Origin of the sequence: Butyricicoccus porcorum, assembly GCF_051246315.1 — a bacterium.
In the GTDB taxonomy this organism is placed as follows: Bacteria; Bacillota; Clostridia; order Oscillospirales; family Butyricicoccaceae; genus Butyricicoccus_A; species Butyricicoccus_A porcorum.
On the sequence record NZ_CP178353.1, the window covers coordinates 1,606,293 to 1,626,042 of the forward strand.

Sequence of the window (19,750 nt, forward strand, 5' to 3'; positions counted from 1 at the left end):
AGGGTTTGCTTATGGCTGAGACAAAACAGGAAAACAAGATGGGTGTCATGCCGGTAAACAAGCTGTTGATTTCGATGGCGCTGCCGATGATTATTTCCATGCTTGTACAGGCGTTGTATAACATTGTTGACAGTATCTTTGTATCGCGCATTTGTGAGGACGCGCTGACCGCCGTTTCACTGGCGTTTCCGGTGCAGAATCTGATGATTGCGATTTCATCCGGTACCGGTGTCGGTGTCAATGCGTTGCTTTCGCGCTCACTCGGCGCAAAAAATCAGGAAGCTGCGGATAAAGCAGCGAAAAACGGCATTTTTCTGGCGATTTGCAGCTATCTGGTCTTTTTGATTTTGGGACTCACGGCATGCAATCTGTTTTTCCGCACGCAGACCGATAGTGCGACCATTATTGCATATGGTGATACGTATCTCAGCATCTGTATGATCTGCTCGTTCGGCATGTTCATCCAGATGATGTTTGAACGGCTGCTTCAGGCGACCGGCCGCACGATTTATACCATGTTCACACAGGGCACCGGTGCGATTATCAATATCATTCTCGACCCGATCCTGATTTTCGGCATGTTTGGCCTGCCGAAGCTGGGCATCGCGGGTGCGGCGGTCGCAACGGTTGCCGGACAGATTATCGCCAGTGTGATGGCGGTTTTCTTCAACTTTAAGTTTAACACCGATGTCAGCCTGAAGGGCAGATTCCGTCCGAGCGGGCATATCATTGGACAGATTTATTCGGTCGGTATCCCGTCCATCCTGATGATGTCAATTTCGTCGGTCATGGTGTACGGCATGAACCGCATTCTGATCGCGTTTACCTCGACGGCAACTGCGGTTTTCGGTGTATATTTCAAGCTCCAGTCGTTTATTTTCATGCCGATTTTTGGCATGAACAACGGCATGGTTCCGATTATTGCATATAACTACGGTGCCTGTAAACCGGATCGAATCAAGAAAACCATTGCTCTGGCGATGGTCTATGCAGAGTGCATCATGCTGATCGGTTTGTTGGTATTCAAACTCAAGCCGGATTTGCTGCTCAGCTTTTTCAACGCTTCGCCGGAGATGCTTGCCATTGGAGAGCCGGCGCTGCGTACCATTTCGTGGAGTTTCCTGGTCGCGGGAATCTGTATCATCAGCTCGTCCACCTTCCAGGCGCTGGGCAACGGCCTGTACAGCCTGGCCATTTCGTTTGGCCGCCAGCTGGTTGTGTTGCTTCCGGCAGCTTATCTGCTGTCCCTGACCGGCAACATCCATGCAGTCTGGTGGTCGTTCCCGATTGCAGAAGTCGCTTCGCTGGCGTTGTCGCTCACATTTATGTACAAAATCAATCAAAAGATTTTTATCCCACTGCGCAAGATGCAGAGGGAATCGGAAAATTAAACCGGGGCGGAGCCGCGCAGAATGTGCGGCTCCGCTTTTTGCCTTCGGTTTGACGGGACATACATCGTTTGTTATAATTTGAGGCAGAGAGAAAAACGAAAGGGGGCAACGGTATGCTGGGGCTGGAACAGCGCCTGCACGGGTATGAGCCGCTGTTTGGCAGCTGGCACGTGTGCGGGGAAATTGGAAGCGGCAATTTCGGGCGTGTCTATCGCGTGGAAACACGCGATTTGTTCGGCGGGGTACATACTGCGGCGCTCAAGGTGGTGGAAATTCTGCCGGATCGCACACTGGCAGATACGCCGGAACGGGTGCGTGCGCTCGCAAAAAAGGCATATGACAGTGAGGTTGGCACGATGGATACCCTGCGCGGTGCAGACCATGTCGTGCATATGGACGATCATGCCGTGATGGAGCTGTATGAAGATGACAGGCTGGTCGGCTGTGACTTGCTGATCCGCATGGAGCTGTTGGAGAGCCTCGGCACACTGCTTGGCCGAGGAGAGAAAAAGCTGTACACGGCAGAAGAGATTCGCCGCCTCGGTATGGATTTGAGCCGTGGCCTGATCTGTTGCCACAGCGTCAGCATTCTGCACCGCGATATCAATCCCAATAATATTTTCCGCAGCCGGTTCGGCAGTTATAAGCTGGGTGATTTCGGCATTGCCAAGCAGCTGGCAGGTACAGTGCATGCGGGTACGGCAATCGGCACGAAAAAATATGCGGCACCCGAGGTGGTTGCCGGAGAAGAGTATGATGCGCGCGCGGATATCTATTCGCTCGGTATCGTGCTGTATCAGCTGGCAAATGGCGGCTATCTGCCATTTTTCCACAGGGACATGCCGCCGCGCGATTGGGATACCGCAGTGGCACGCCGGCTGAGCGGGGAGGAATTCCCGCCGCCGTCTCAGGCAGATGCTGCCTTCAGCCGTGTGATTTTACAGGCGTGCGCATTTCGTCCGTCTGACCGGTTCTCATCGGCACAGGAGCTGTATGACGCGTTGGATGCGCTGGGTCGTCCGGCATCTGTGCCGGAGAGCAAACCACAGACTGCGTTGGATTTCTGGCAAAGGCCGCAGGAACCCCGGTTTGATTTGCTGGGTATCTTCGGACTGACGGCCACAGTATCACCGGAAATGCGCTATATGGCGCAGCAGCTTGCCGGTTATCCGGTACAGCGCGGGGCGGCACAGCCGACTGGGGTACTGACACCGCGCACGGCGGCACATCTGCCCGCATGGCGTATCCGTATGCCATGGTTTCCGTTCAACCGTCTGTCTGTACGCGGATATTCGTCGATTGGTGACCGCGCATTCCGCGGACGCAAAGACATTATTGCGGTTTCATGCGGCAAGACCGTGAAGAGCATCGGTACAGAGGCATTCCTGCGATGCGGCAATCTCAGTGAGGTGGAGTGTGCGCGCGGACTGGTAAAGATTCTGGACGGCGCGTTTGCAGACTGCGTGCGTTTGTCGCGTTTCCACCTGCCCGATACTGTGCAGGAACTTGGTGAGCGTGCGTTTGCAGGCTGTACGGCACTCGGCTCACTGCGCGTGCCGGAGGGCGTGCAGGTGTTGGGCGATCGATTGTGTGACGGCTGCACAGGATTGCATCAGGTTACGCTGCCATCCGGGCTGCGCAGTGTGGGACATGCTTCATTCCGGGGGAGTGGGCTGAAAAAGCTCCTCTTGCCGGACCGCTGTATCCGGCTGGGAGAAGCCGCCTTTGCGGGCTGTCGGAGTCTCGCTTCGGTACAGCTCTCCCTGCGGCTGGCAGTGATACCGCGAGAGTGCTTTTCCGGTTGTGTATCATTGCGGCAGTTTGATCTGCCGTTCCGGTTGACGGAAATCCGGGAACGTGCCTTTTTCGGCTGCACGGCGCTGGAACAGATTGTGATACCGGAGGGTGTGCGCCGCATCGGCAGGCAGGCGTTTGCACAGTGTGACAGCCTGACAGTCCTTCGTGTGCCGGATTCCGTACAGCACATCGGAGAGGAAGCCTTTGGTGCGGGCGGAGGATTGCTGCGCGGGCGGTTTGGCAAGCTGACTGTCATTGCACACAGCGGAAGCTATGCCTGGCAGTATTGTAAGCAGTGCGGCATTCGGGTGCGCGAGCCATGAAGAACACAATTCGTGCGCGGCTGTTTGCGATGGCGGAAAGGGAATACCGCGATTTTTCGTCCGCACTCGTTCCGGGCTGTGGAACCATGATTGGTGTGCGCCTGCCGCGCCTGCGTGCGTTGGCAAAGGAAATTGCCACAGATGCCGACGCGTATTTTGCCGAACCGTGCGGCGACCTGTTTGAGGAGATTATGCTGCGCGGTATGGTCATCGGCTGCATGAAGTGTCCGACGGATCAGCGCATGCAGCACATACGGGATTTTATCCCGCTCATTGATAACTGGTCAGTGTGTGACAGCTTCTGTAACGGTTTGAAGGAAGCGAAGAAAAAACCGGAGGCTTATTGGGAGTTTATCCTGCCATATCTTTCCGGTGAACAGGAGTTTGCGGTGCGGTTTGGCGTGGTCATGCTGCTTTTCCACTTCGCGCAGGGCGAATGGCTGCCGCGCGTGCTGGCGCAGCTGGAACAGGTATCGCATCCGGGGTATTATGTCAGAATGGCAGTCGGCTGGGCTGTGTCTGTGTGTTATGTCCGTGATCCGGATGATACATGGGACTGGATGCAGCGGGTCACACTGGACACGGAAACTGCACGCATGGCAATACAGAAAATCCTTGATTCGCGCCGTGTGACCGGGGCAGATCGTGAACGCATCGTACAGCTGCGGGAGCAGCGGAAAAAGAAAAAATCCTGAATCGAAAGACTTAATAGTGATAAGGTACTATTTAGCTTTGCGAGGGGCAGAGAACGGTGTGACCGCAATGGTCACGCCGTTTTTCTGCGTCCAAGGGTAGATTTTGCAACAACAGGCTCGGAAATCACAGGAATCTCTACGTCATCCACGAAGTTGAAATAGATTTTTACCTTCTGTACCCGCTTGCCACTGGATTTGTCCGGCGCAAACACCTCAATCTTCTTGATATACTCATTGACTATCGTAGGTGTTAATTCCGGCACATCCACATACTTCTGGGTCAGAGCGACAAAGGCATCTACATCTGCACTCATGGTTTCCTGCGTTTCCAGCCATTCTTCCGTCACTTCAATTTCGAGTTTTAACCGTTCCTGTTCCGCCTCGTAATCGGCGGTCATTTTCTTGTACCGCTCCTTGCTCAGATCGCCCAGGACAAAATCCTCATAGAGTCGGGACAGAAGAACATCCAAGTCAGCCAGCCGCTTCTTGGCCTGCTCCACTCGCTTCCGATCTTCACGGATGTTGCGTTCCTGATCGGAGCGACGGCATTGCAGCCACTCCTCCTGAAAACTCTCCACGTCCTGCCAGATATAGGCATTGACCGCCTGAATGCGCTCCAACACCAGTTCCCGCAGTACATCTCCCCGGGTTAGGACTTGGAATAGGTCTTAAAATTGCAGGTACAGCCGGTGTACTCCATCCGTTCCAGAATACCCGCAACCGATTGAGCAATCCAATGGTAAGGACGCTCCGGCATCTTCTTCCGCTTTTTGGGGTCAGGATGGTTTTCCGACTGTTTGGCATACAGCGCCTTGGTAGTCAACACCTTATCCTGCTCCAGTATACGGGCAATCTGTTCCGGCCCCTTGCCGTCAATGGCCAAGTCAAAGATGCGCTTGACTACTGGGGCGGCATCCTCGTCAATGATCCAATGGTCTTTATCGGCGGGATCGGTGCGATAGCCATAGGGCGGTTTTCCCAGATGCTTTCCGCTGGTGCCTTTCTGACGGAATACGACCCGGACTTTTTTGCTGGTGTCCCGTGGATACCATTCGTTGAACAAATTACGAATAGCGGCAAAGCCGTCGCTGTCGCCTCGTTCACTGTCCACACCATCGTTGACGGCGATAAAGTGTACATCGTAGCTGGGGAAAATGATGTCCGTGTACTGCCCAACGGTCAGGTAATCTCGGCCAAACCTGCTGAGATCTTTGACCAGCCAGCAACCGACAAGCCCCTGCTTAACCAGTGCAAAGCCTTCCTGTACGCCGGGACGGTCAAAATTGGTTCCCGTATATCCGTCGTCCACCAGAATTTTCAGGTTGGTGTAGCCATGCTCGGCTGCGTACCGGGTTAAAAACTCTTTTTGATTCTGTATTGAATTTGATTTTCCATCCAGCGCATCCTCATTGCTGAGGCGGCAGTACAGGATGGTAATTTTCTGCTGATCCAACATAGCGTCCTCCTTTACGGTTGGCTCAGCTGACAGAATCGGTGTGCATGGTGATATTGTAGCATGAATTTGAGTCTGTGTCATGAACAAAGCACCTCCTTATCCGAAAAAATGAGCCGTTTTACCTTGTGGGTAAGCGGCTCATTTCCGTCACATACAGTCTCCAGCAGATACCAGGTATTCCCGATTTTCCGTTCCACCGTACCGGTGAACGGATTCATCCGGTTTTCCCAGCGTTTCCGGCATTCTTCCAGAAAATCAATCGGCGGCTCAAAAATTGGGTCAAAGCAAGATTCAATGTCGATATAACCATAGTCAGGTTCACTCATAAAATCTTTGTATTTTCTCATGCAGTTTCCTCCATCAATTAAAGTTCCATATTCTGCGATTTGCGGCGGGAAGGTTGATCGTGCTGCCTTGTTTGCCGGGCCTGGGTCAAAATGGCGTCAAGAAAAGCCCGCACCTTTTCGGGTGCGAGCTTGACAGCGTCCAGATAGGGCCGTGCCTGTTCTTTCAGCGATTCATATCGCTGTTTCCAGACAGCGGCGCTCTTTTGCGCTTGTTGCAGCTTTTCTTCCAAGCGGCTGTTTTCCGCCTTGGCAAGAATTCCATTGACCGCATAATCCTTGAGCGTGCTGCACTCGGATGGGGTCAGAGTGATGTTGCCGGTGATCGTCTTTTTCCCCATGGAGCGGATTTCCTGCACAGTCAGGGCGGCAGTACGCTGTTCTTTGGTCTGCTTTTGCAGGGATTGCAGCTCCTTCTGTTTTTTCTCAACGGCTGCCTGTGCGGTGTCCAGCGCCTGCTCTGACTGAGTGATTTGAGCAGTCACAGCTTCCAGCCGCTGTTGCTCCTGTGCCACCTTGAACTGGGTCACAGTCAGATGTTCCTCGGTGCTGCCACGCTCTCCACGCTCCACATCGGTATATCCGGCAGCTTTCATATAGTTGAAGAAATCGTCTTGCAGGACACTGTACGATGTCCGCAGGACTTTCTTGCCTTTGGAGGTCAGAAGCGGATTGCCCTGCTCATCCAGAGCAACTTTGGATTCCCACTTTTTGCTCCGGCTGACCTGCATGATTGTTTCTTTGACTGTACCCACAAGGGATTTATCCTTGCACCGCTTCGACCAGAGAATCTGTTTTTCCACCACCGGGACATAGACCACATGAAGGTGGTAGTGGTACACATCCTGCCCCAGAGCTTCTGACATAGCTCGGTTGCGTTCATCGGCGTGCATAACAGCGGAGAGAATATATTGCTCACCGCCCACGATCTCTACGGCAGCGTTATATGCGTCGGTGTAAAATTGCTTGGCGTATTCATAGCCGCCGTGATTGTGGAAGTAAGCGGAGTTCACATCAAAAATCATTTCCCCGTATTTCACCGCATCGGATTTCAGGCCACGGGTGGAGATAACCCCATCGGCAATCATCTGATCGAACATGGCAGCATAGCTGCCGGTGGGGGCTTTGAAGTGGATATTCCGGTAGGTCTGGGTGGTATCAATATCCTGGTTGGAGTAGCTCTTCTTTTCTCGTTCGTTATGCTCCTGAACCTTCGCCACATCATCAAGGGTGGGCAAGTCCTAGTTACGGGCAAAGGTGCGGTCGATTCCGTCGTTTCTGGCCATGGAAATCAGCTCCTTTCTGTTGCGTGGCAGACGGCTTGGGGACGGGGATGCACTTCCTGCGGGAAGTGTAATAACCCACTATGACACTTTCATCCCAGAGGGCTGCAAAGTGCCGTGGGCTCTCCGAGGGAGAATTGCGGTCATTGCGATGACCCCTGCTGAACTGCCCGGAAACCGTCTGCATCGTTTCCTGTTGTTCAGCCCGGACAGCCGATGTTTTGCGAAACATCAGCCATCCGGCGGCAGCGAAAAATCGAATGTTTTCGCCGCCCGTCCATAGCAATACTGCGGTATTGCCATGGGGACGAGAGATACGGAGAATAGGAACGGCAGGCATCATTTGTCCCTCCGCTTCTGCCTCGTCGTCACAAGTTCCGTATCGCTCGCTTCTGTGCAAGCACAAAAGCTCGTTCACTTCGCTGCTCCTCCTCTCCCCACAAGAGTTTCACTCTTGCGGGGTCCCCAAATAATGTCATAGCCAAGGGCGTCGGCAAGCTGTACCGCCTCCACATACCGCAGAGACTCTCTCTGGAGCTTGTTGGACAGGTTGGAAACGCTGTCACTCCAGCCATAATCCTCGGAAAGCCGGTCAACGACTTCCTGCATCGTGTAGCCGGAACGCACGATGAACGACTTGATTTTATTTCTTAAATTGGATTTCATAGAAAATACCTCATTCTTTCGTAAAATTAGTTTGCCGGGGAGCATACTCACTGCACGACTCGACAAACACAGATAATATTCAAAAAAATGCTCCGGACTATGTCCATGAAGAACTGTTCGCAACAGCACCCCATCGACTTTGCCATTAAGTGGGCTTGCAAGCGAAACCGCAAGAATAGCCACCTTTCCGCATACCAGCGTCACTGTTCCGCAAATCACCGAATGATGATTTGTATTCTGCTTACGGTAATGTTCTTCACTGTTTGCACAATCATTGACAGGAAAGCGGCTATTTTAGGAAGTATCTGAGCTGAACAATATAAAAATAAACTTTGAATTTTTGTGTTCGTGCGTTCCTTCGTTCCAAAGGCTGCACCCGATCAGGAACGCATGAACGCACGAACAGAAGGTTTTGAAGTTTCATTACAACTCCATAGGCGAGAGCAGAACATAAATGCCCATATACCCCCGGCACCGTTTTCCGCCGCCGATGTGCAGATTGCTGACCGGTTCCAAATGGTAGCGTTCTGCGTTCTGGCTAAGCTGGTTTGCAAAGCTCTTTGGGGACAGTGGGTTTTCTGCGTTGTCCTCACACCACCGCTTATAGGCTGCGTACAGATTTTTGGTGCTGGATTCATAATCGGCCTTGAATGCCACATAACCCTCAGAATCGAGAAAGTCCAGAATGTTATTGGCATCCCGAACAGCGGAAGAGATATTGTCCCTGGCTCTCTGGCTAATGGTAAAGTGATAGTGATTAGCGATCAACCGCCGCAGTCCCTCCAGCATCCAGAGGAAGATCCCCTCTTTTTCGGCAATCAGTTTCTCGGCAAGAAACGGGTCATCGAACCGATCCGCAGGCTTGTCCTTGGTGGTCAGAATGATTTGGCGGCGAAAGAAACCGTCGCTGCGGTCGTGAAGCGCAGTCAATGCCCCGTTGCCGAAGCAGAGGAAGCGTACATAAAGCTGTCCCTGATAGCTCTGTTCTTTCTTCCTTTCCAAATCCATCCGCAGTTCTGCTGTCACGATTGATTTTACATAGTTGGTCTTGGTCAAGGCATTCATATCCAGATCATCGTCAATCATCAGCAGCTTGCCCTCCAGATCGGCTCTGACGAAACGGTTGTTTTCTACCTTCTGGATAGAAGTGGTGTTCATGTTGAGCCCGAAAATGGCATTCATCACCACACCGATCCGGCTTTTGCCCTCGCCGCCCTTGCCAATCAGCATGAGCATTTTCTGTCCCTTGGTGGAGGGAATCAGGCAGTAGCCCAGATACTCTTGCAAAGCGGGAATATCCTCCGGCTCCAACAGTTCCGAAAGAAAACGTAGCCAGTGTTGCGGTGCAGGAGCATCTGCCCGATAAGACACCGATAGGCGGTTGCCGCAATACTCTTTTTCCTCTGTAAATGTACCGTCCAGAAAATAAGTGCCGTTCGCCACATGGATGCGGTCACATTGCAGGGGCAAAGGGTCTGCGTATGCCGCCAGCTTCAACGCCTTGATCATCTGCTCCACCGTCTGTGCGACCTTGGCATGAAGCCAGGGCGAGATTTCCTCATAAATCGTCCGCTTCAATTTGCTCTCATCCGTCAACGGTCCATCCACAGTATAAAAGCGTTCGTTGATACAGCGCATTGGATGCCGGGTAAGAAAATCCCGGCAGTATTCCGGCTCAACGATTTTCCCCTTATCATCGATCCAAACAGGGTTGTTCATGGTATCGCTCCTCTCTCAGGCAGGTCTGTAATTTGCGGATAAATCCGCCTGCCGTTAGTTCACTCACTACTTCGCCTCGTTCATAGGAATCGCCTTGCAGCAGGATGTCCAGCTGATACTCTGCCCAGGGCAGCCTGTGGCAGGCTTCCACAAACCGCTCGTCCAACACATCTTCCGGCGCTTGCGGCGCATACCGTTTTTCCTAATCCAGAAGCCGCCTCCGATACTCGTTCAAAACAGAAAAGCACAGCTGCTCGTTCTCACGAAGCTGCTGTGCTTTGGTTTTGTGTTTCATTTTCCGGCGAATGGCTTCCGGCAAGGGCTTGTCCGGCTCAAGGTGAAAGTCCGACGCCAGTTTTTGGGCCGCATCATACAGCCGAAGGTCAAACAGTTTGGCGGTTAGGTCGATTACATCCCCGCGTTCTCCGCAGGTGAAACGGTGGTAGTGGTCATCCGATACATACAAGCTGGGGTGATGGTCGTTGTGGAACGGGCACAGCGCCATGCCATGGTGGTTGACGTCGATTCCATACGCCTGCGCTGCTTCCCGTGTGTTGATACTGGCTTTCACCACTTCAAACAGATTCATACAGATTTCCTCCATTTCCTTTTTGATGGGGCAGTTTTCTCACTCCTCTGTATAGGTTATGGGGAAAATCGAAAAAAACAGGCTAATGGCATGACAAGCCGTTTTCAAAAAACATGACCAAGTCTTTGTTGTGTGCTATTATGAAAATAGAAAAACATGACAGGAGGGAGAAGATGGATCAGATCATCAACCATGCGGTTTTATCTCTGGATTTTTGGCAGGACACCGTGACCTATGAGGGGTGTACCATGCCCACAGGAACCATTGGCTGCGAGGTGCTGAACATCCCAGACAGCACCATTGAAAAGCTGGATACTCCCTGCAATGTGCTGAATCAGCTGCTTCAGGGGATGAACACCGGTTCCGTGGATATGGAGCTGCTGCCGCAGGTACAGCAGGCCGCTGGCGAGATCATCTCCTTTTTTGCAGGCCACGCCACCGTTCTCCCGCCTGAATCGAAGCTATTTTGAGCAAAAACTTGCAGCCATCTTTTCCGAAGAATATATGGAGGACACCAAAGCCTATTTACAGCTTACTCAGCAGGAGCAACTAATCTGTGCTTTGACTGGTCAGCACGGCAAGGCAACAATGCTCATCCGAATAGCGCAGGTGCTGGGGCATTTGAGTTATTCTCTGGGGGCAATATAAGGGAGCCTTGACGAAATTTGCAGAGCGGTTGAATGAACCAGGCTATGACCGTACCCCGGACGGTTATGCGGCAATGTTCGGGCAGTTCTTCAAAGGCGAGCCAACTTTATCGCTGGATAACCCGGCCTGGATGACCCTGACCAATGCTTCGGTGCAGTATGTAGCCGCCACTCGGCCCGGAAAGACGGAGCCACAGCTGGTCAAGCGGATGCACTATGTCTCCTTTGTGGGGATGTTCCGTTCCGATTTGTTTGAGGGACTTTGTGTGGGCCATGCGCCCAAGAAATGCCTCATCTGCGGCAGATGGTTTCTTACCATTGACGCACGGCATACCAAATACTGCGGCGGTCTGGCCCCCGGTGACCAGCGTGGACGGACGTGTCGGCAAATTGGCAATCTAAGGGGTCGGGAACAGCGGGAGCTTGCCGACGATCATCCCATCAAGGCAATTTATAACCGGCGCATGAATACCATCCTGCAGAGTACCCGCCGGGGAAAGCTGGATGAAGGAGTTGCATCGGCGATGAAAAAGCTGGCAAAAGATAAGATGCTCCGTGCGCTCTCAGATCAGCGTTATGCCTGCACTGTCTATGAGCAGGAAATGACCCAGCAGGCACTTTTAGAAGCAGTACAAAAGAAATAAGCTGCGAAACATCAGAAAGGCGGTGAGGGAAAATGGATACAGCGTGGATATGGGAGCTGTCCGGCTACTGTGCAAAATACAGTTTTCTGACGGAATCCAAGGGCTTGACCATGCGGGAAGTGGAACGTATCTTTCAGCTTGACTCGGAACCGCCTGTCCATGAAAATCTGAATGATTATATCATTAAGGCCGTGCAGAGCCGAGAACTATGCTGGTTCTCCTTTTTCCTGCACTGCTATGAAAATCGGCTTAATGGCCGTGTTCGCCGTTTCCTGCTGCGGGAGGGGCTGGATTGCTATGACCCAGAACGCTTTTTGGACTACAAAATAGGCTGTGTACTTGCCATGCTGGATTGTCTCCGGGAATACGATCCCGCACAAAGGGCGGATTTTCTGACCTATGCCCATCATTTTATCGGGAATGCCCTTTTAATCTGCCGGATGCAGGAGGAGGGCGGTTCCTTTGAAAATGTGGATGAGTACAAGGCCGTGCGTGGGATTGCATGGCTCTATAATCAATCCGGCCAGTCTGAGCAGGCGGCGATCCAGAAATATGCTCAGAAAAACGGCTGTACCGAGGAAACCGCAGCAAAGTTTTTGGCATTGGCCAAACAAAATCGAAGCCGTGTTCCATTTTATCAGACCGTGCAGGACGAGGACAGCGAAGAAACCGGCGAAGATGTCAGCCGAGATGACCATTGGGACTATGCGGAGATTCTATGGAACGGCATCCAGGCTGAAGCTGTCCGAGAAGCATTTGAAAAGCTGAATTACCGGGAGCAGACCCTTTTGGAAAAACGAAACGCCATCTGTATGACCTGTGGACGGGTCAGCCCCATCAGCACCCGGCTGACCTTTGAAGAACTGGCAGTCCTCTTTGAGGGCAGCACGGCCAGCGGCGCAGAACGAGCCTACCGCAAAGCCGTGGATCATTTGGCCTGTCTGCTGGCAGAAGCCGGGGTGCTTCACATGATTCGCCTAAAACGCAAATCCCAGACCAAACGCAAAAAGAAAATCGCCGCCGCTGTCTACCTCTACCAGGTGGACAACGACGGCGAATGGGGCGAGATTTCATTTGATTTTGAGGCCGGAACAGCGGAGATCATCCGGTTGGCGGAGTGGGATACGACGGTAAGCAAGAAATTTGCAAAGCAAATTATTCAGTGCTTGTTAAGTCCCAATAGCATCTCATTTTCGCAAAATAGTACAGTTATCATTCAATGATAGAACAGCTATGGTATTTGCCATGGCTGTGTTTTATTGTAAGCTCCTTTAGGTGGTAGAGCTTTGCTGAACTATGCCATGAAAATCATCAATCATGGATTGTAGCGTAATTTCTTCCATCGCTTCCTTGACGGCATCTTCAATTTTATGATACGGCGGCTCCAGCACTTTGCGAATATTTTGTGCAACCGGACAAGGGCGGCCATCACAGGGATGAATTCCAATGATGGAGGTCACGCCATCTGGCTCCAGTGCAGAATAGATTTGGTATAAGGTGATTTGGGATGGGTCGGCGCACAATTCTGCACCGCCGGTCCCACGGGGCACCGTAATAAGCCCTGCCTTTTTCAGGGCACTGAGAATGTTGCGGATTACAACGGGATTGCTCCCTGTACTTTCAGCCAAAAGATTGCTGGTCACTTTTGCAATACCTTTCGCTTCATGGATAAAAATCAGGCAGTGAACCGCAACGGAACATTTTATACTGATCTGCATAGAAACTCTATATCCTTTCAAAAACAAACAGGTTATTATTGATGTAATTATTGACTTTACATCTAACAAGTGCTAAACTAACGAAGATGTAATTCTATGTATTACATCTAATATTTTATCGGTTCTTGCGAAAAAAAGCAAGAGAGATTCTATAAAACAAAATTCATGCAGAGAGGTCTTATATGAAAGCGGTCCAAATCAAAAACTACTCAAAAGAAATCAATACGACCCTGAGAGACATCCCGAAGCCTCAGATTTCAGATTCTGAAGTACTGATTCAGGTAAAGGCTGCGGCAGTTAATCCAGTGGAACTGCTGATCCTGACAGGAAGCGTAAAACTGATTCAGGATTATCCGATGCCCCTGACACTGGGCAATGAATGCTCCGGTATTGTGGAGCAGGTAGGCAGCAAGGTTGAGGGATTCAAAAAAGGAGACCGAGTCTACACCCGCCTGCCGATCAGCAAAATTGGTGCCTTTGCAGAATATGTAGCGGTCGAGCAGGATGCCGTTGCCAAAATGCCGGAGGGGTATGATTTCAATACTGCCGCTGCTATCCCGCTGACCGGTTTGACGGCCTATCAGGCTATCGTGGAAGAGCTGGAAGCAAAGCCTGGTCAAACGATTCTGATTCCCGGCGGCTCGGGCAGTTTCGGTCAGATGGCGGTTCCTATCGCCAAGGCGCTGGGACTGAGAGTGATTGTGACAGGCAACGCACGGGCGAAAGAGCAGTTTCTTGCCATGGGAGTTGACCGGTATCTCGACTACAAGACAGAAAACTATTGGGAAGTGTTGTCTGATATGGACCATGTGATCGATACCCTGGGTCCTGCTGAATTTGAACATGAATTAGCAGTGCTGAAACAAGGCGGGCGGTTGGTGAGCCTGCGAACTGGACCCAATAAAGCTTTTGCCCTGCGGCATCAGTTTGGCGTCCTAAAAAAACAGCTGTTCACCCTGGCGGGCAGTAAATTAGACAAGGCTGCTCAAAAGCAGGGCAAAGAATATCGGTTTGTGTTTGTCCGTTCCAATGGGGCACAGCTGCAAAAAATCACCGAGATTGTGGAGAAGCAACAGGTCAAGCCTGCCGTCGATTCTCGTGTTTTTTCTCTGGATCAGGCCAATGAGGCATTACAGCTTGTGGCTAAGGGTCAGCTCAACGGCAAAGTTATGATTCAGCTGTGAGAGAGGGTGAAATACAATGAAATTGTCCATTCCTGTTGTAGAAACCGTTCAAAAACGGCACAGTGTCCGCACTTATGAGAGTAAGCCCTTGCTACCCAAAGATCGAGAAGCCCTGCTTATGTGTATGAAACAGCTGGATAATCCCTTTGATGTTCCTGTTCATACATACATCATTGATCAGAAACTGAATGCAGATGGGGAAAAGATGGGAACCTACGGCGTCATCAAGGGAGCAAGCACTTTCCTGGGAATCTCCATCCCGGATACAAAGCTGGCACCCTTGGCGGCCGGATATGAATTTGAAAATCTCATCTTGTTAGCCACACATATGGGACTGGGTACGGTGTGGTTGGCTGCGACCTTCAACCGGGACGGCTTTGCTTCTGCCATGAAGATTCCAAAGGACGAACTGTTTCCGGCGATTTCACCGGTAGGCTATCCCGCAGCCAAACGCAGCCTGACGGAAAACCTGATGCGCTCCACCATGAAATCTTCTTCCCGAAAAGAGTGGAAAGAGCTATTCTATCAGGCGGATTTTCGCACTCCGCTTACCAAGAACATGGCCGGAGCCTATGCTCAGCCGCTGGAAATGGTGCGGTTGGCTCCCTCGGCAAAAAATGCCCAGCCTTGGCGGGTGCGTAAAACCGAAAACGCCTATCACTTTTATACGGATTATAAACCCGGACTTTCCAAAGGAGAGGAAACCATCAAACAGGTGGATCTGGGCATTGCTCTGTCCCATTTCCATCAGACAGCTTTGGAGCTGGGGCTGACTGGAGCCTTTGAACAGATGGCCCGGGAAGATGAAAACCTTCCTGAGAACATACATTACATGATTTCCTGGCGTATTGCCGAGTAAAAGGAGGATATTCTGATGAAACTTTATGACATCGTGTTCAGTCCCACGGGCGGAACAAAAAAGGTGGCCGACTATTTAACCGATGCACTGGAGGGGGATGTAACCACCGTTGATCTGACCGACAGCAAGCAGGATTTTAATGCCGTTTCACTGACAAAAGAGGATGTAGCAGTCATTTCCGTGCCGTCCTATGGTGGTCGTGTTCCCGCTGTAGCAGTAGAGCGGCTGGGCATGGTACATGGCAACGGTGCCCGAGCCGTTCTGGTTTGTGTTTATGGTAACCGTGCCTATGAGGATACGTTGGTAGAATTGGAGGATACCGCAAAGCAGGCTGGTTTTCAGGTGATTGCGGCAGTTGCCGCCATTGCGGAACATTCCATCGCCCGTCAGTTTGCCGCCGGTCGGCCTGATGCACAGGACGCAACACAGCTTTCCGATTTTGCCAAACAGATTCAGCATAAGCTTTCTACGGCAGACACTTCAGAACCTGCGATGCCCGGTAATCGTCCTTATAAGAAAGCTGGAGGAGCTGGTATGGTGCCCAAAGCAACAAAGGAGTGCACCAACTGTGGGGTCTGTGCAGCAGAGTGTCCTGTGAAGGCCATCGACAAGAAAGACCCGAAGAAAGTGGATGAGAAGGCGTGCATCTCCTGTATGCGTTGTATCGCTGTATGTCCGCAGGGTGCTCGCAAGATCAATCCTGTCATGCTCTGTGCGGCCAGCCTGATGCTGAAGAAGGTTTGCTCTGAGCGGAAAGAATGCGAGCTGTTCCTTTGATGTTGGAAACATCCCGCTTGGAAGGTGAGAATATAGTATGAAAACAGGCGTGATAGATGTAGGCGGCGGGCTGAGAGGTATCTATGCCGTCGGCATATTCGACTATTGTATGGATCACGACATTCATTTTGATTTGGGAATCGGAATCTCAGCAGGGAGTGCAAACCTGGCGTCCTTCGCAGCAGGTCAAAGAGGAAGGAACCATCAATTCTATATGGAATACGCATTTCGCAAGCAGTATATGAGTGTAGGGAATTTCATCCTCAAGCGATCTTTTATCGATATGGATTATGTGTATGGGACGCTGAGTTGTTCAAACGGAGAAAATCCCTTGGATTACTGCGCCTTGCGGGATAACCCGATGGAATTCTATGTAATTGCAGCAGATGCTCGAACCGGACAGGCGAAGTGTTTCGATAAGACAGATATTAGCCAAGATGATTACAGCATCTTTAAGGCTTCTTGTGCAATCCCCTTTGTTTGTAAGCCGTATGAAGTGAAGAACATCCCGTATTATGACGGCGCTTTGGGTGATCCGGTTCCGGTGGAAAAAGCCTTTCAACTGGGATGCGACCAGGTTGTTGTCATCCTCACCAAGCCAGAGGGCGAGTTGAGAACCGCAGATAAAGATGAAAAATTGGCTGCACGCATCCGAAAAAAGTATCCAAAAGCTGCGGAAAAGCTGTGTCAGCGGGCGCAAAGATACAATGAAGGCGTATCGGCGGCACAGAAATATGTCCGGCAGGGCAAAGCTCTCATCCTCTCACCGGACGATACCTGTGGTGTCAGCACCCTAAAAAAAGATAGGACTTCTCTACAACGTCTATACGATAAGGGGTATGCAGACGGGAAAAAGATTTCGGACTTTCTGCTCGCCATAAAATAAGGAAAATACCGCCACCCTATTTCTTCAACGGGAAACTGGGTGGCGGTATTTTCTGCTTAAATAAACAAGGACTTAAAGCCGACTCTCACTTCCCGTGGAACTCCGCAATCGTTCATAGACGACACCCACCAACAAATCACGAACGGTATCTCCGAATTTGGCATCATCCAGAACCCTTTCGCAGAATTGCTGATTCTGTGCCATGCGTCCGATAACCACGTCCATAAACGCATCGTTAAAGGGAAAACGGAAATGTTCTTGTGAATTGTTGCGAGCCTGGACACGCAATTCCTCGTTAGCATCCATATCAGAAACAATTTGTTCCAAGACCTTGTCGATGTTAGTAAACTCTGTGCCAAACTTTTCGTTGATTTTATCAATCAGCTCAGACAGGGGAGCCTTTTCTTCCTCTGGCTTCGGTTTTCCGGGATGAAGTTTATTGGGCAACGGCTCACTCTGCTCCAGCGCAATAGACCCTTCAAAAATCTTCTGAACCCGGTAATATTGGAGCGATACTTCATCATCCAGAAAAATAGGACCGCCGCCCTCTCGCTTTGGCAGTTTCTTCTGAAGAAATTTTGCGTAAGCATGGAACTTATGCAGGTCGGCATCATCTAATCGGATGATGTTGGTGAGGAACGTGTAGGTACGAACAAACTTTGCGAGGGTAGACTTGAATTCTTCCTGCTCGTTCTCATCCAAACCGTTATACCGATCCACTGCCGGGTCAAGGAAACTGTTGAGTACGCCAAAATCCATATTTCCCTGTTTCTTGGTAGGCTTGAAAAATGCTTTAGAGAAGGCCTCAATCTCACTCTGCCAATACACACGAAATTCATCCAATTTGGATTTCAATTCATATACGATGTTGGCGTCTGTTGTCTCCTCAATACTTGTTTCTTCATAATAGGGGGCAAAAGCGGCTCGTATATCCTCGGCAGAATTTACAAAGTCCAGAACAAATGTATCATCTTTTCCGAAGCAGGTTCTGTTCAATCTGGAAAGTGTTTGAACAGCTTTTACACCGCTCAGCTTTTTGTCTACAAACATGGTGTGCAGCAACGGCTCATCAAACCCAGTTTGGTATTTTTCCGCAACCAAAAGCACATGGTACTCGCCGCTGTGGAATTTTTCCGGCAGTTCGCTTTCTTTTATCCCATTTAGACTAACTTCGGTGTATTCCTCGCCGCCATCATGGACAGTCCCAGAAAATGCGATCAGGATACCCAGCTCATTTTCGTATCCCATCTTTTTGATGTAACGCTGAAACTCCTGATAATACCGGACTGCGTGCAGGCGTGAGCCGGTCACTACCATTGCTTTGGCCTTGCCGCCAATCTTGTCTTTGGTGATAGTGCGGAAGTGTTCTACGATGATCTGAGTTTTCTGAGCCAGATTATGCGGATGCAGACTTAAAAATTTGCCAAGCGCCTTATTCGCCTTGCTTTTTTCATAGCGGGGATCATCGGCAATTTTCTTGCCGATTTTGAAATAGGTATCGTAGGTCACGTAGTTTTTCAGAACATCCAGAATAAACCCTTCTTGAATGGCCTGCTTCATCGAGTAAATATGAAAAGCATGAGGAATACCGCTTGCATCCGGGATTCCAAACATCTCCAGCGTTTTTGCCTTGGGTGTTGCGGTAAAGGCAAAGAAGGACAGGTTAGGCAACCGACCATGTGTAGCCATTTCTTTTGCGATTTCATCCTCGCTGTCGGATTGCTTGCGTTCTTCCTTGGCCTCCTCATCCGCAACCTTTTGGAGCTGTTCTTCTTCCGTTAGCCCCTCAGCGTTTCCCAGGATCGCCTTCATTTTTTTGCTGGCTTCTCCGGTCTGGGAAGAATGGGCCTCATCCACAATGACCGCAAACCGTTTGCCGCTTAAATCATCTACCTTTTCAAGGATAAACGGGAACTTCTGAAGTGTGGTAATAATGATTTTCTTGCCTGTGTTCAAAGCATCTGCCAGCTGTGCGGCGTTGTTGTCGATTTTAGTTACAACGCCTTCCACGTGCTCAAACTGGTAGATGGTATCCTGAAGCTGTTTGTCCAATACGAGACGATCTGTAATCACAATGATGCCGTTGAATACAACCTTGTCATTTTTGTCGTGCAGGTTAGACAGGTGATGCGCCAGCCAAGAAATAGAGTTAGATTTTCCGCTTCCCGCACTGCTCCGAACCAGACCGAATACCAGAAACGCTACGACAGCTTGGTGCAGCGCTTCGACCAGGCCAAGACCCGATTGGAAGAAGTGACCGCAGAGATTCAGGAAAAGCAGACGGCCAGCGCCAACATGGGAACCTTCCTGAATGCCTTTGAACAGATGCCCGATGCACTGACGGAGTTCTCCCTTGAAAGCTGGCACAGCATGGTGGACTTCGCCACCGTCTACAGCATCAACGACATCCGCTTCACCTTCAAGAACGGACAGGAAGTACAGGCATAAATCCATAGACGCAGAAACGCCTCACCACTGGTTTTGATGCCAGCGGTGAGGCGCTTTTTCTATAATATTATCTTGAGTAGGATACTACGGTTATCCTTCGATGATTCCATCGTTGTCATCTTCATCAGAATCGACGGTTTCGCCGCAATTAGTGCATTCCCACTCTCCGTCCCAGTACATAATACCACCGCAATTCGGGCAGTTCTTAAAGTATCTTTCACCCTCTTTGTCGGATAATTCACCAGAGCAATATGGGCAATGGCTATATTCAGACTCATCGTAAACCTTATCGCAATATGGACACATCTGCATAATCTCGCCTCC

General features: G+C 50.7%; 20 protein-coding genes. 10 read left to right on the forward strand and 10 right to left on the reverse strand.

The window, feature by feature from the left end; all coding sequences use genetic code 11:
• Positions 1–11 precede the first annotated feature (11 nt).
• The 3 genes from ACLM7Z_RS07875 to ACLM7Z_RS07885 all read left to right on the forward strand — a co-directional run bounded on the left by ACLM7Z_RS07875 (position 12) and on the right by ACLM7Z_RS07885 (position 4,206).
• Positions 12–1,391, forward strand: coding sequence for an MATE family efflux transporter (locus tag ACLM7Z_RS07875; protein ID WP_087018489.1), 1,380 nt, complete (start codon positions 12–14; stop codon positions 1,389–1,391).
• A 113-nt stretch (positions 1,392–1,504) separates the two neighbouring features.
• A complete protein-coding gene (locus ACLM7Z_RS07880; protein WP_435644817.1) occupies positions 1,505–3,511 on the forward strand; it encodes a leucine-rich repeat protein in 2,007 nt (668 codons plus the stop codon).
• Positions 3,508–4,206 (forward strand): DNA alkylation repair protein, encoded by a 699-nt coding sequence (locus ACLM7Z_RS07885; RefSeq protein WP_087018485.1) that lies wholly within the window; start codon positions 3,508–3,510, stop codon positions 4,204–4,206. Before ACLM7Z_RS07880 ends, ACLM7Z_RS07885 begins: the two co-directional genes overlap by 4 nt.
• A 71-nt stretch (positions 4,207–4,277) precedes the next feature.
• Here the strand turns inward: ACLM7Z_RS07885 and ACLM7Z_RS07890 are convergent, their stop codons facing one another.
• The 7 genes from ACLM7Z_RS07890 to ACLM7Z_RS07920 all read right to left on the reverse strand — a co-directional run bounded on the left by ACLM7Z_RS07890 (position 4,278) and on the right by ACLM7Z_RS07920 (position 10,263).
• Entirely contained in the window at positions 4,278–4,826 is a 549-nt protein-coding gene (locus ACLM7Z_RS07890) for a DUF4368 domain-containing protein (protein WP_435644818.1), read from the reverse strand.
• A gap of 29 nt (positions 4,827–4,855) precedes the next feature.
• Complete coding sequence (locus tag ACLM7Z_RS07895) at positions 4,856–5,662, reverse strand: recombinase family protein (protein WP_435644819.1); 807 nt, start codon at positions 5,660–5,662, stop codon at positions 4,856–4,858.
• A gap of 77 nt (positions 5,663–5,739) precedes the next feature.
• Positions 5,740–6,009, reverse strand: a complete 270-nt coding sequence (locus tag ACLM7Z_RS07900) for a hypothetical protein (protein WP_055080158.1) — start codon at positions 6,007–6,009, stop codon at positions 5,740–5,742.
• A 17-nt stretch (positions 6,010–6,026) separates the two neighbouring features.
• Positions 6,027–7,244: a plasmid recombination protein gene (locus ACLM7Z_RS07905; protein WP_435644820.1), complete on the reverse strand. Its 1,218-nt coding sequence runs from the start codon at positions 7,242–7,244 to the stop codon at positions 6,027–6,029.
• 459 nt (positions 7,245–7,703) lie between these two features.
• Positions 7,704–7,955 (reverse strand): LLM class flavin-dependent oxidoreductase, encoded by a 252-nt coding sequence (locus tag ACLM7Z_RS07910; RefSeq protein WP_435644821.1) that lies wholly within the window; start codon positions 7,953–7,955, stop codon positions 7,704–7,706.
• A 423-nt stretch (positions 7,956–8,378) separates the two neighbouring features.
• The gene (locus ACLM7Z_RS07915; RefSeq protein ID WP_435644822.1) at positions 8,379–9,674 is read right to left on the reverse strand and encodes a DNA primase family protein; all 1,296 of its coding nucleotides are present in this window, start codon (positions 9,672–9,674) and stop codon (positions 8,379–8,381) included.
• 202 nt (positions 9,675–9,876) lie between these two features.
• Positions 9,877–10,263: a CHC2 zinc finger domain-containing protein gene (locus ACLM7Z_RS07920; RefSeq protein ID WP_435644823.1), complete on the reverse strand. Its 387-nt coding sequence runs from the start codon at positions 10,261–10,263 to the stop codon at positions 9,877–9,879.
• Between the two features lie 173 nt (positions 10,264–10,436).
• On the opposite strand from ACLM7Z_RS07920, the gene ACLM7Z_RS07925 reads away from it, so the two are divergent.
• The 3 genes from ACLM7Z_RS07925 to ACLM7Z_RS07935 all read left to right on the forward strand — a co-directional run bounded on the left by ACLM7Z_RS07925 (position 10,437) and on the right by ACLM7Z_RS07935 (position 12,777).
• Positions 10,437–10,733: a hypothetical protein gene (locus tag ACLM7Z_RS07925; RefSeq protein WP_435644824.1), complete on the forward strand. Its 297-nt coding sequence runs from the start codon at positions 10,437–10,439 to the stop codon at positions 10,731–10,733.
• A gap of 185 nt (positions 10,734–10,918) precedes the next feature.
• Positions 10,919–11,554: a DUF6076 domain-containing protein gene (locus ACLM7Z_RS07930; protein WP_435644825.1), complete on the forward strand. Its 636-nt coding sequence runs from the start codon at positions 10,919–10,921 to the stop codon at positions 11,552–11,554.
• A 32-nt stretch (positions 11,555–11,586) separates the two neighbouring features.
• Complete coding sequence (locus tag ACLM7Z_RS07935) at positions 11,587–12,777, forward strand: hypothetical protein (RefSeq protein ID WP_435644826.1); 1,191 nt, start codon at positions 11,587–11,589, stop codon at positions 12,775–12,777.
• A 48-nt stretch (positions 12,778–12,825) separates the two neighbouring features.
• Here the strand turns inward: ACLM7Z_RS07935 and ACLM7Z_RS07940 are convergent, their stop codons facing one another.
• Entirely contained in the window at positions 12,826–13,272 is a 447-nt protein-coding gene (locus tag ACLM7Z_RS07940) for an Rrf2 family transcriptional regulator (protein ID WP_435644827.1), read from the reverse strand.
• 182 nt (positions 13,273–13,454) lie between these two features.
• Between ACLM7Z_RS07940 and ACLM7Z_RS07945 the strand changes: the two genes are divergently transcribed.
• From ACLM7Z_RS07945 to ACLM7Z_RS07960, 4 genes are read left to right on the forward strand one after another with little or no spacing between them, the layout of a single operon-like run.
• Positions 13,455–14,456: an NADP-dependent oxidoreductase gene (locus ACLM7Z_RS07945; protein WP_435644828.1), complete on the forward strand. Its 1,002-nt coding sequence runs from the start codon at positions 13,455–13,457 to the stop codon at positions 14,454–14,456.
• Positions 14,457–14,472: 16 nt separating this feature from the next.
• The gene (locus ACLM7Z_RS07950) at positions 14,473–15,315 is read left to right on the forward strand and encodes a nitroreductase family protein (RefSeq protein WP_435644829.1); all 843 of its coding nucleotides are present in this window, start codon (positions 14,473–14,475) and stop codon (positions 15,313–15,315) included.
• 15 nt (positions 15,316–15,330) lie between these two features.
• A complete protein-coding gene (locus tag ACLM7Z_RS07955) occupies positions 15,331–16,092 on the forward strand; it encodes a 4Fe-4S binding protein (protein WP_435644830.1) in 762 nt (253 codons plus the stop codon).
• Positions 16,093–16,129: 37 nt separating this feature from the next.
• A complete protein-coding gene (locus tag ACLM7Z_RS07960; RefSeq protein WP_435644831.1) occupies positions 16,130–16,978 on the forward strand; it encodes a patatin-like phospholipase family protein in 849 nt (282 codons plus the stop codon).
• Between the two features lie 72 nt (positions 16,979–17,050).
• Here the strand turns inward: ACLM7Z_RS07960 and ACLM7Z_RS07965 are convergent, their stop codons facing one another.
• Both ACLM7Z_RS07965 and ACLM7Z_RS07970 read right to left on the reverse strand, forming a co-directional pair.
• Positions 17,051–19,432 carry a type I restriction endonuclease subunit R gene (locus ACLM7Z_RS07965; RefSeq protein ID WP_435644832.1) on the reverse strand — a complete coding sequence of 794 codons (2,382 nt, stop codon included), beginning with the start codon at positions 19,430–19,432 and terminating at the stop codon, positions 17,051–17,053.
• An 84-nt stretch (positions 19,433–19,516) separates the two neighbouring features.
• Positions 19,517–19,738, reverse strand: a complete 222-nt coding sequence (locus ACLM7Z_RS07970; protein ID WP_435644833.1) for a hypothetical protein — start codon at positions 19,736–19,738, stop codon at positions 19,517–19,519.
• Positions 19,739–19,750 lie beyond the last annotated feature (12 nt).

What these genes read in the sequence shown, in the direction of transcription:
- ACLM7Z_RS07875 (WP_087018489.1), top strand. Translation starts at nt 12, where the DNA reads ATGGCTGAGACAAAACAGGAAAACAAGATGGGTGTCATGCCGGTAAAC.
- ACLM7Z_RS07880 (WP_435644817.1), top strand. Translation starts at nt 1,505, where the DNA reads ATGCTGGGGCTGGAACAGCGCCTGCACGGGTATGAGCCGCTGTTTGGC.
- ACLM7Z_RS07885 (WP_087018485.1), top strand. Translation starts at nt 3,508, where the DNA reads ATGAAGAACACAATTCGTGCGCGGCTGTTTGCGATGGCGGAAAGGGAA.
- ACLM7Z_RS07895 (WP_435644819.1), bottom strand. Translation starts at nt 5,662, where the DNA reads ATGTTGGATCAGCAGAAAATTACCATCCTGTACTGCCGCCTCAGCAAT.
- ACLM7Z_RS07900 (WP_055080158.1), bottom strand. Translation starts at nt 6,009, where the DNA reads ATGAGAAAATACAAAGATTTTATGAGTGAACCTGACTATGGTTATATC.
- ACLM7Z_RS07910 (WP_435644821.1), bottom strand. Translation starts at nt 7,955, where the DNA reads ATGAAATCCAATTTAAGAAATAAAATCAAGTCGTTCATCGTGCGTTCC.
- ACLM7Z_RS07915 (WP_435644822.1), bottom strand. Translation starts at nt 9,674, where the DNA reads ATGAACAACCCTGTTTGGATCGATGATAAGGGGAAAATCGTTGAGCCG.
- ACLM7Z_RS07920 (WP_435644823.1), bottom strand. Translation starts at nt 10,263, where the DNA reads ATGAATCTGTTTGAAGTGGTGAAAGCCAGTATCAACACACGGGAAGCA.
- ACLM7Z_RS07925 (WP_435644824.1), top strand. Translation starts at nt 10,437, where the DNA reads ATGGATCAGATCATCAACCATGCGGTTTTATCTCTGGATTTTTGGCAG.
- ACLM7Z_RS07935 (WP_435644826.1), top strand. Translation starts at nt 11,587, where the DNA reads ATGGATACAGCGTGGATATGGGAGCTGTCCGGCTACTGTGCAAAATAC.
- ACLM7Z_RS07940 (WP_435644827.1), bottom strand. Translation starts at nt 13,272, where the DNA reads ATGCAGATCAGTATAAAATGTTCCGTTGCGGTTCACTGCCTGATTTTT.
- ACLM7Z_RS07945 (WP_435644828.1), top strand. Translation starts at nt 13,455, where the DNA reads ATGAAAGCGGTCCAAATCAAAAACTACTCAAAAGAAATCAATACGACC.
- ACLM7Z_RS07950 (WP_435644829.1), top strand. Translation starts at nt 14,473, where the DNA reads ATGAAATTGTCCATTCCTGTTGTAGAAACCGTTCAAAAACGGCACAGT.
- ACLM7Z_RS07955 (WP_435644830.1), top strand. Translation starts at nt 15,331, where the DNA reads ATGAAACTTTATGACATCGTGTTCAGTCCCACGGGCGGAACAAAAAAG.
- ACLM7Z_RS07960 (WP_435644831.1), top strand. Translation starts at nt 16,130, where the DNA reads ATGAAAACAGGCGTGATAGATGTAGGCGGCGGGCTGAGAGGTATCTAT.
- ACLM7Z_RS07965 (WP_435644832.1), bottom strand. Translation starts at nt 19,432, where the DNA reads ATGGATTTATGCCTGTACTTCCTGTCCGTTCTTGAAGGTGAAGCGGAT.
- ACLM7Z_RS07970 (WP_435644833.1), bottom strand. Translation starts at nt 19,738, where the DNA reads ATGCAGATGTGTCCATATTGCGATAAGGTTTACGATGAGTCTGAATAT.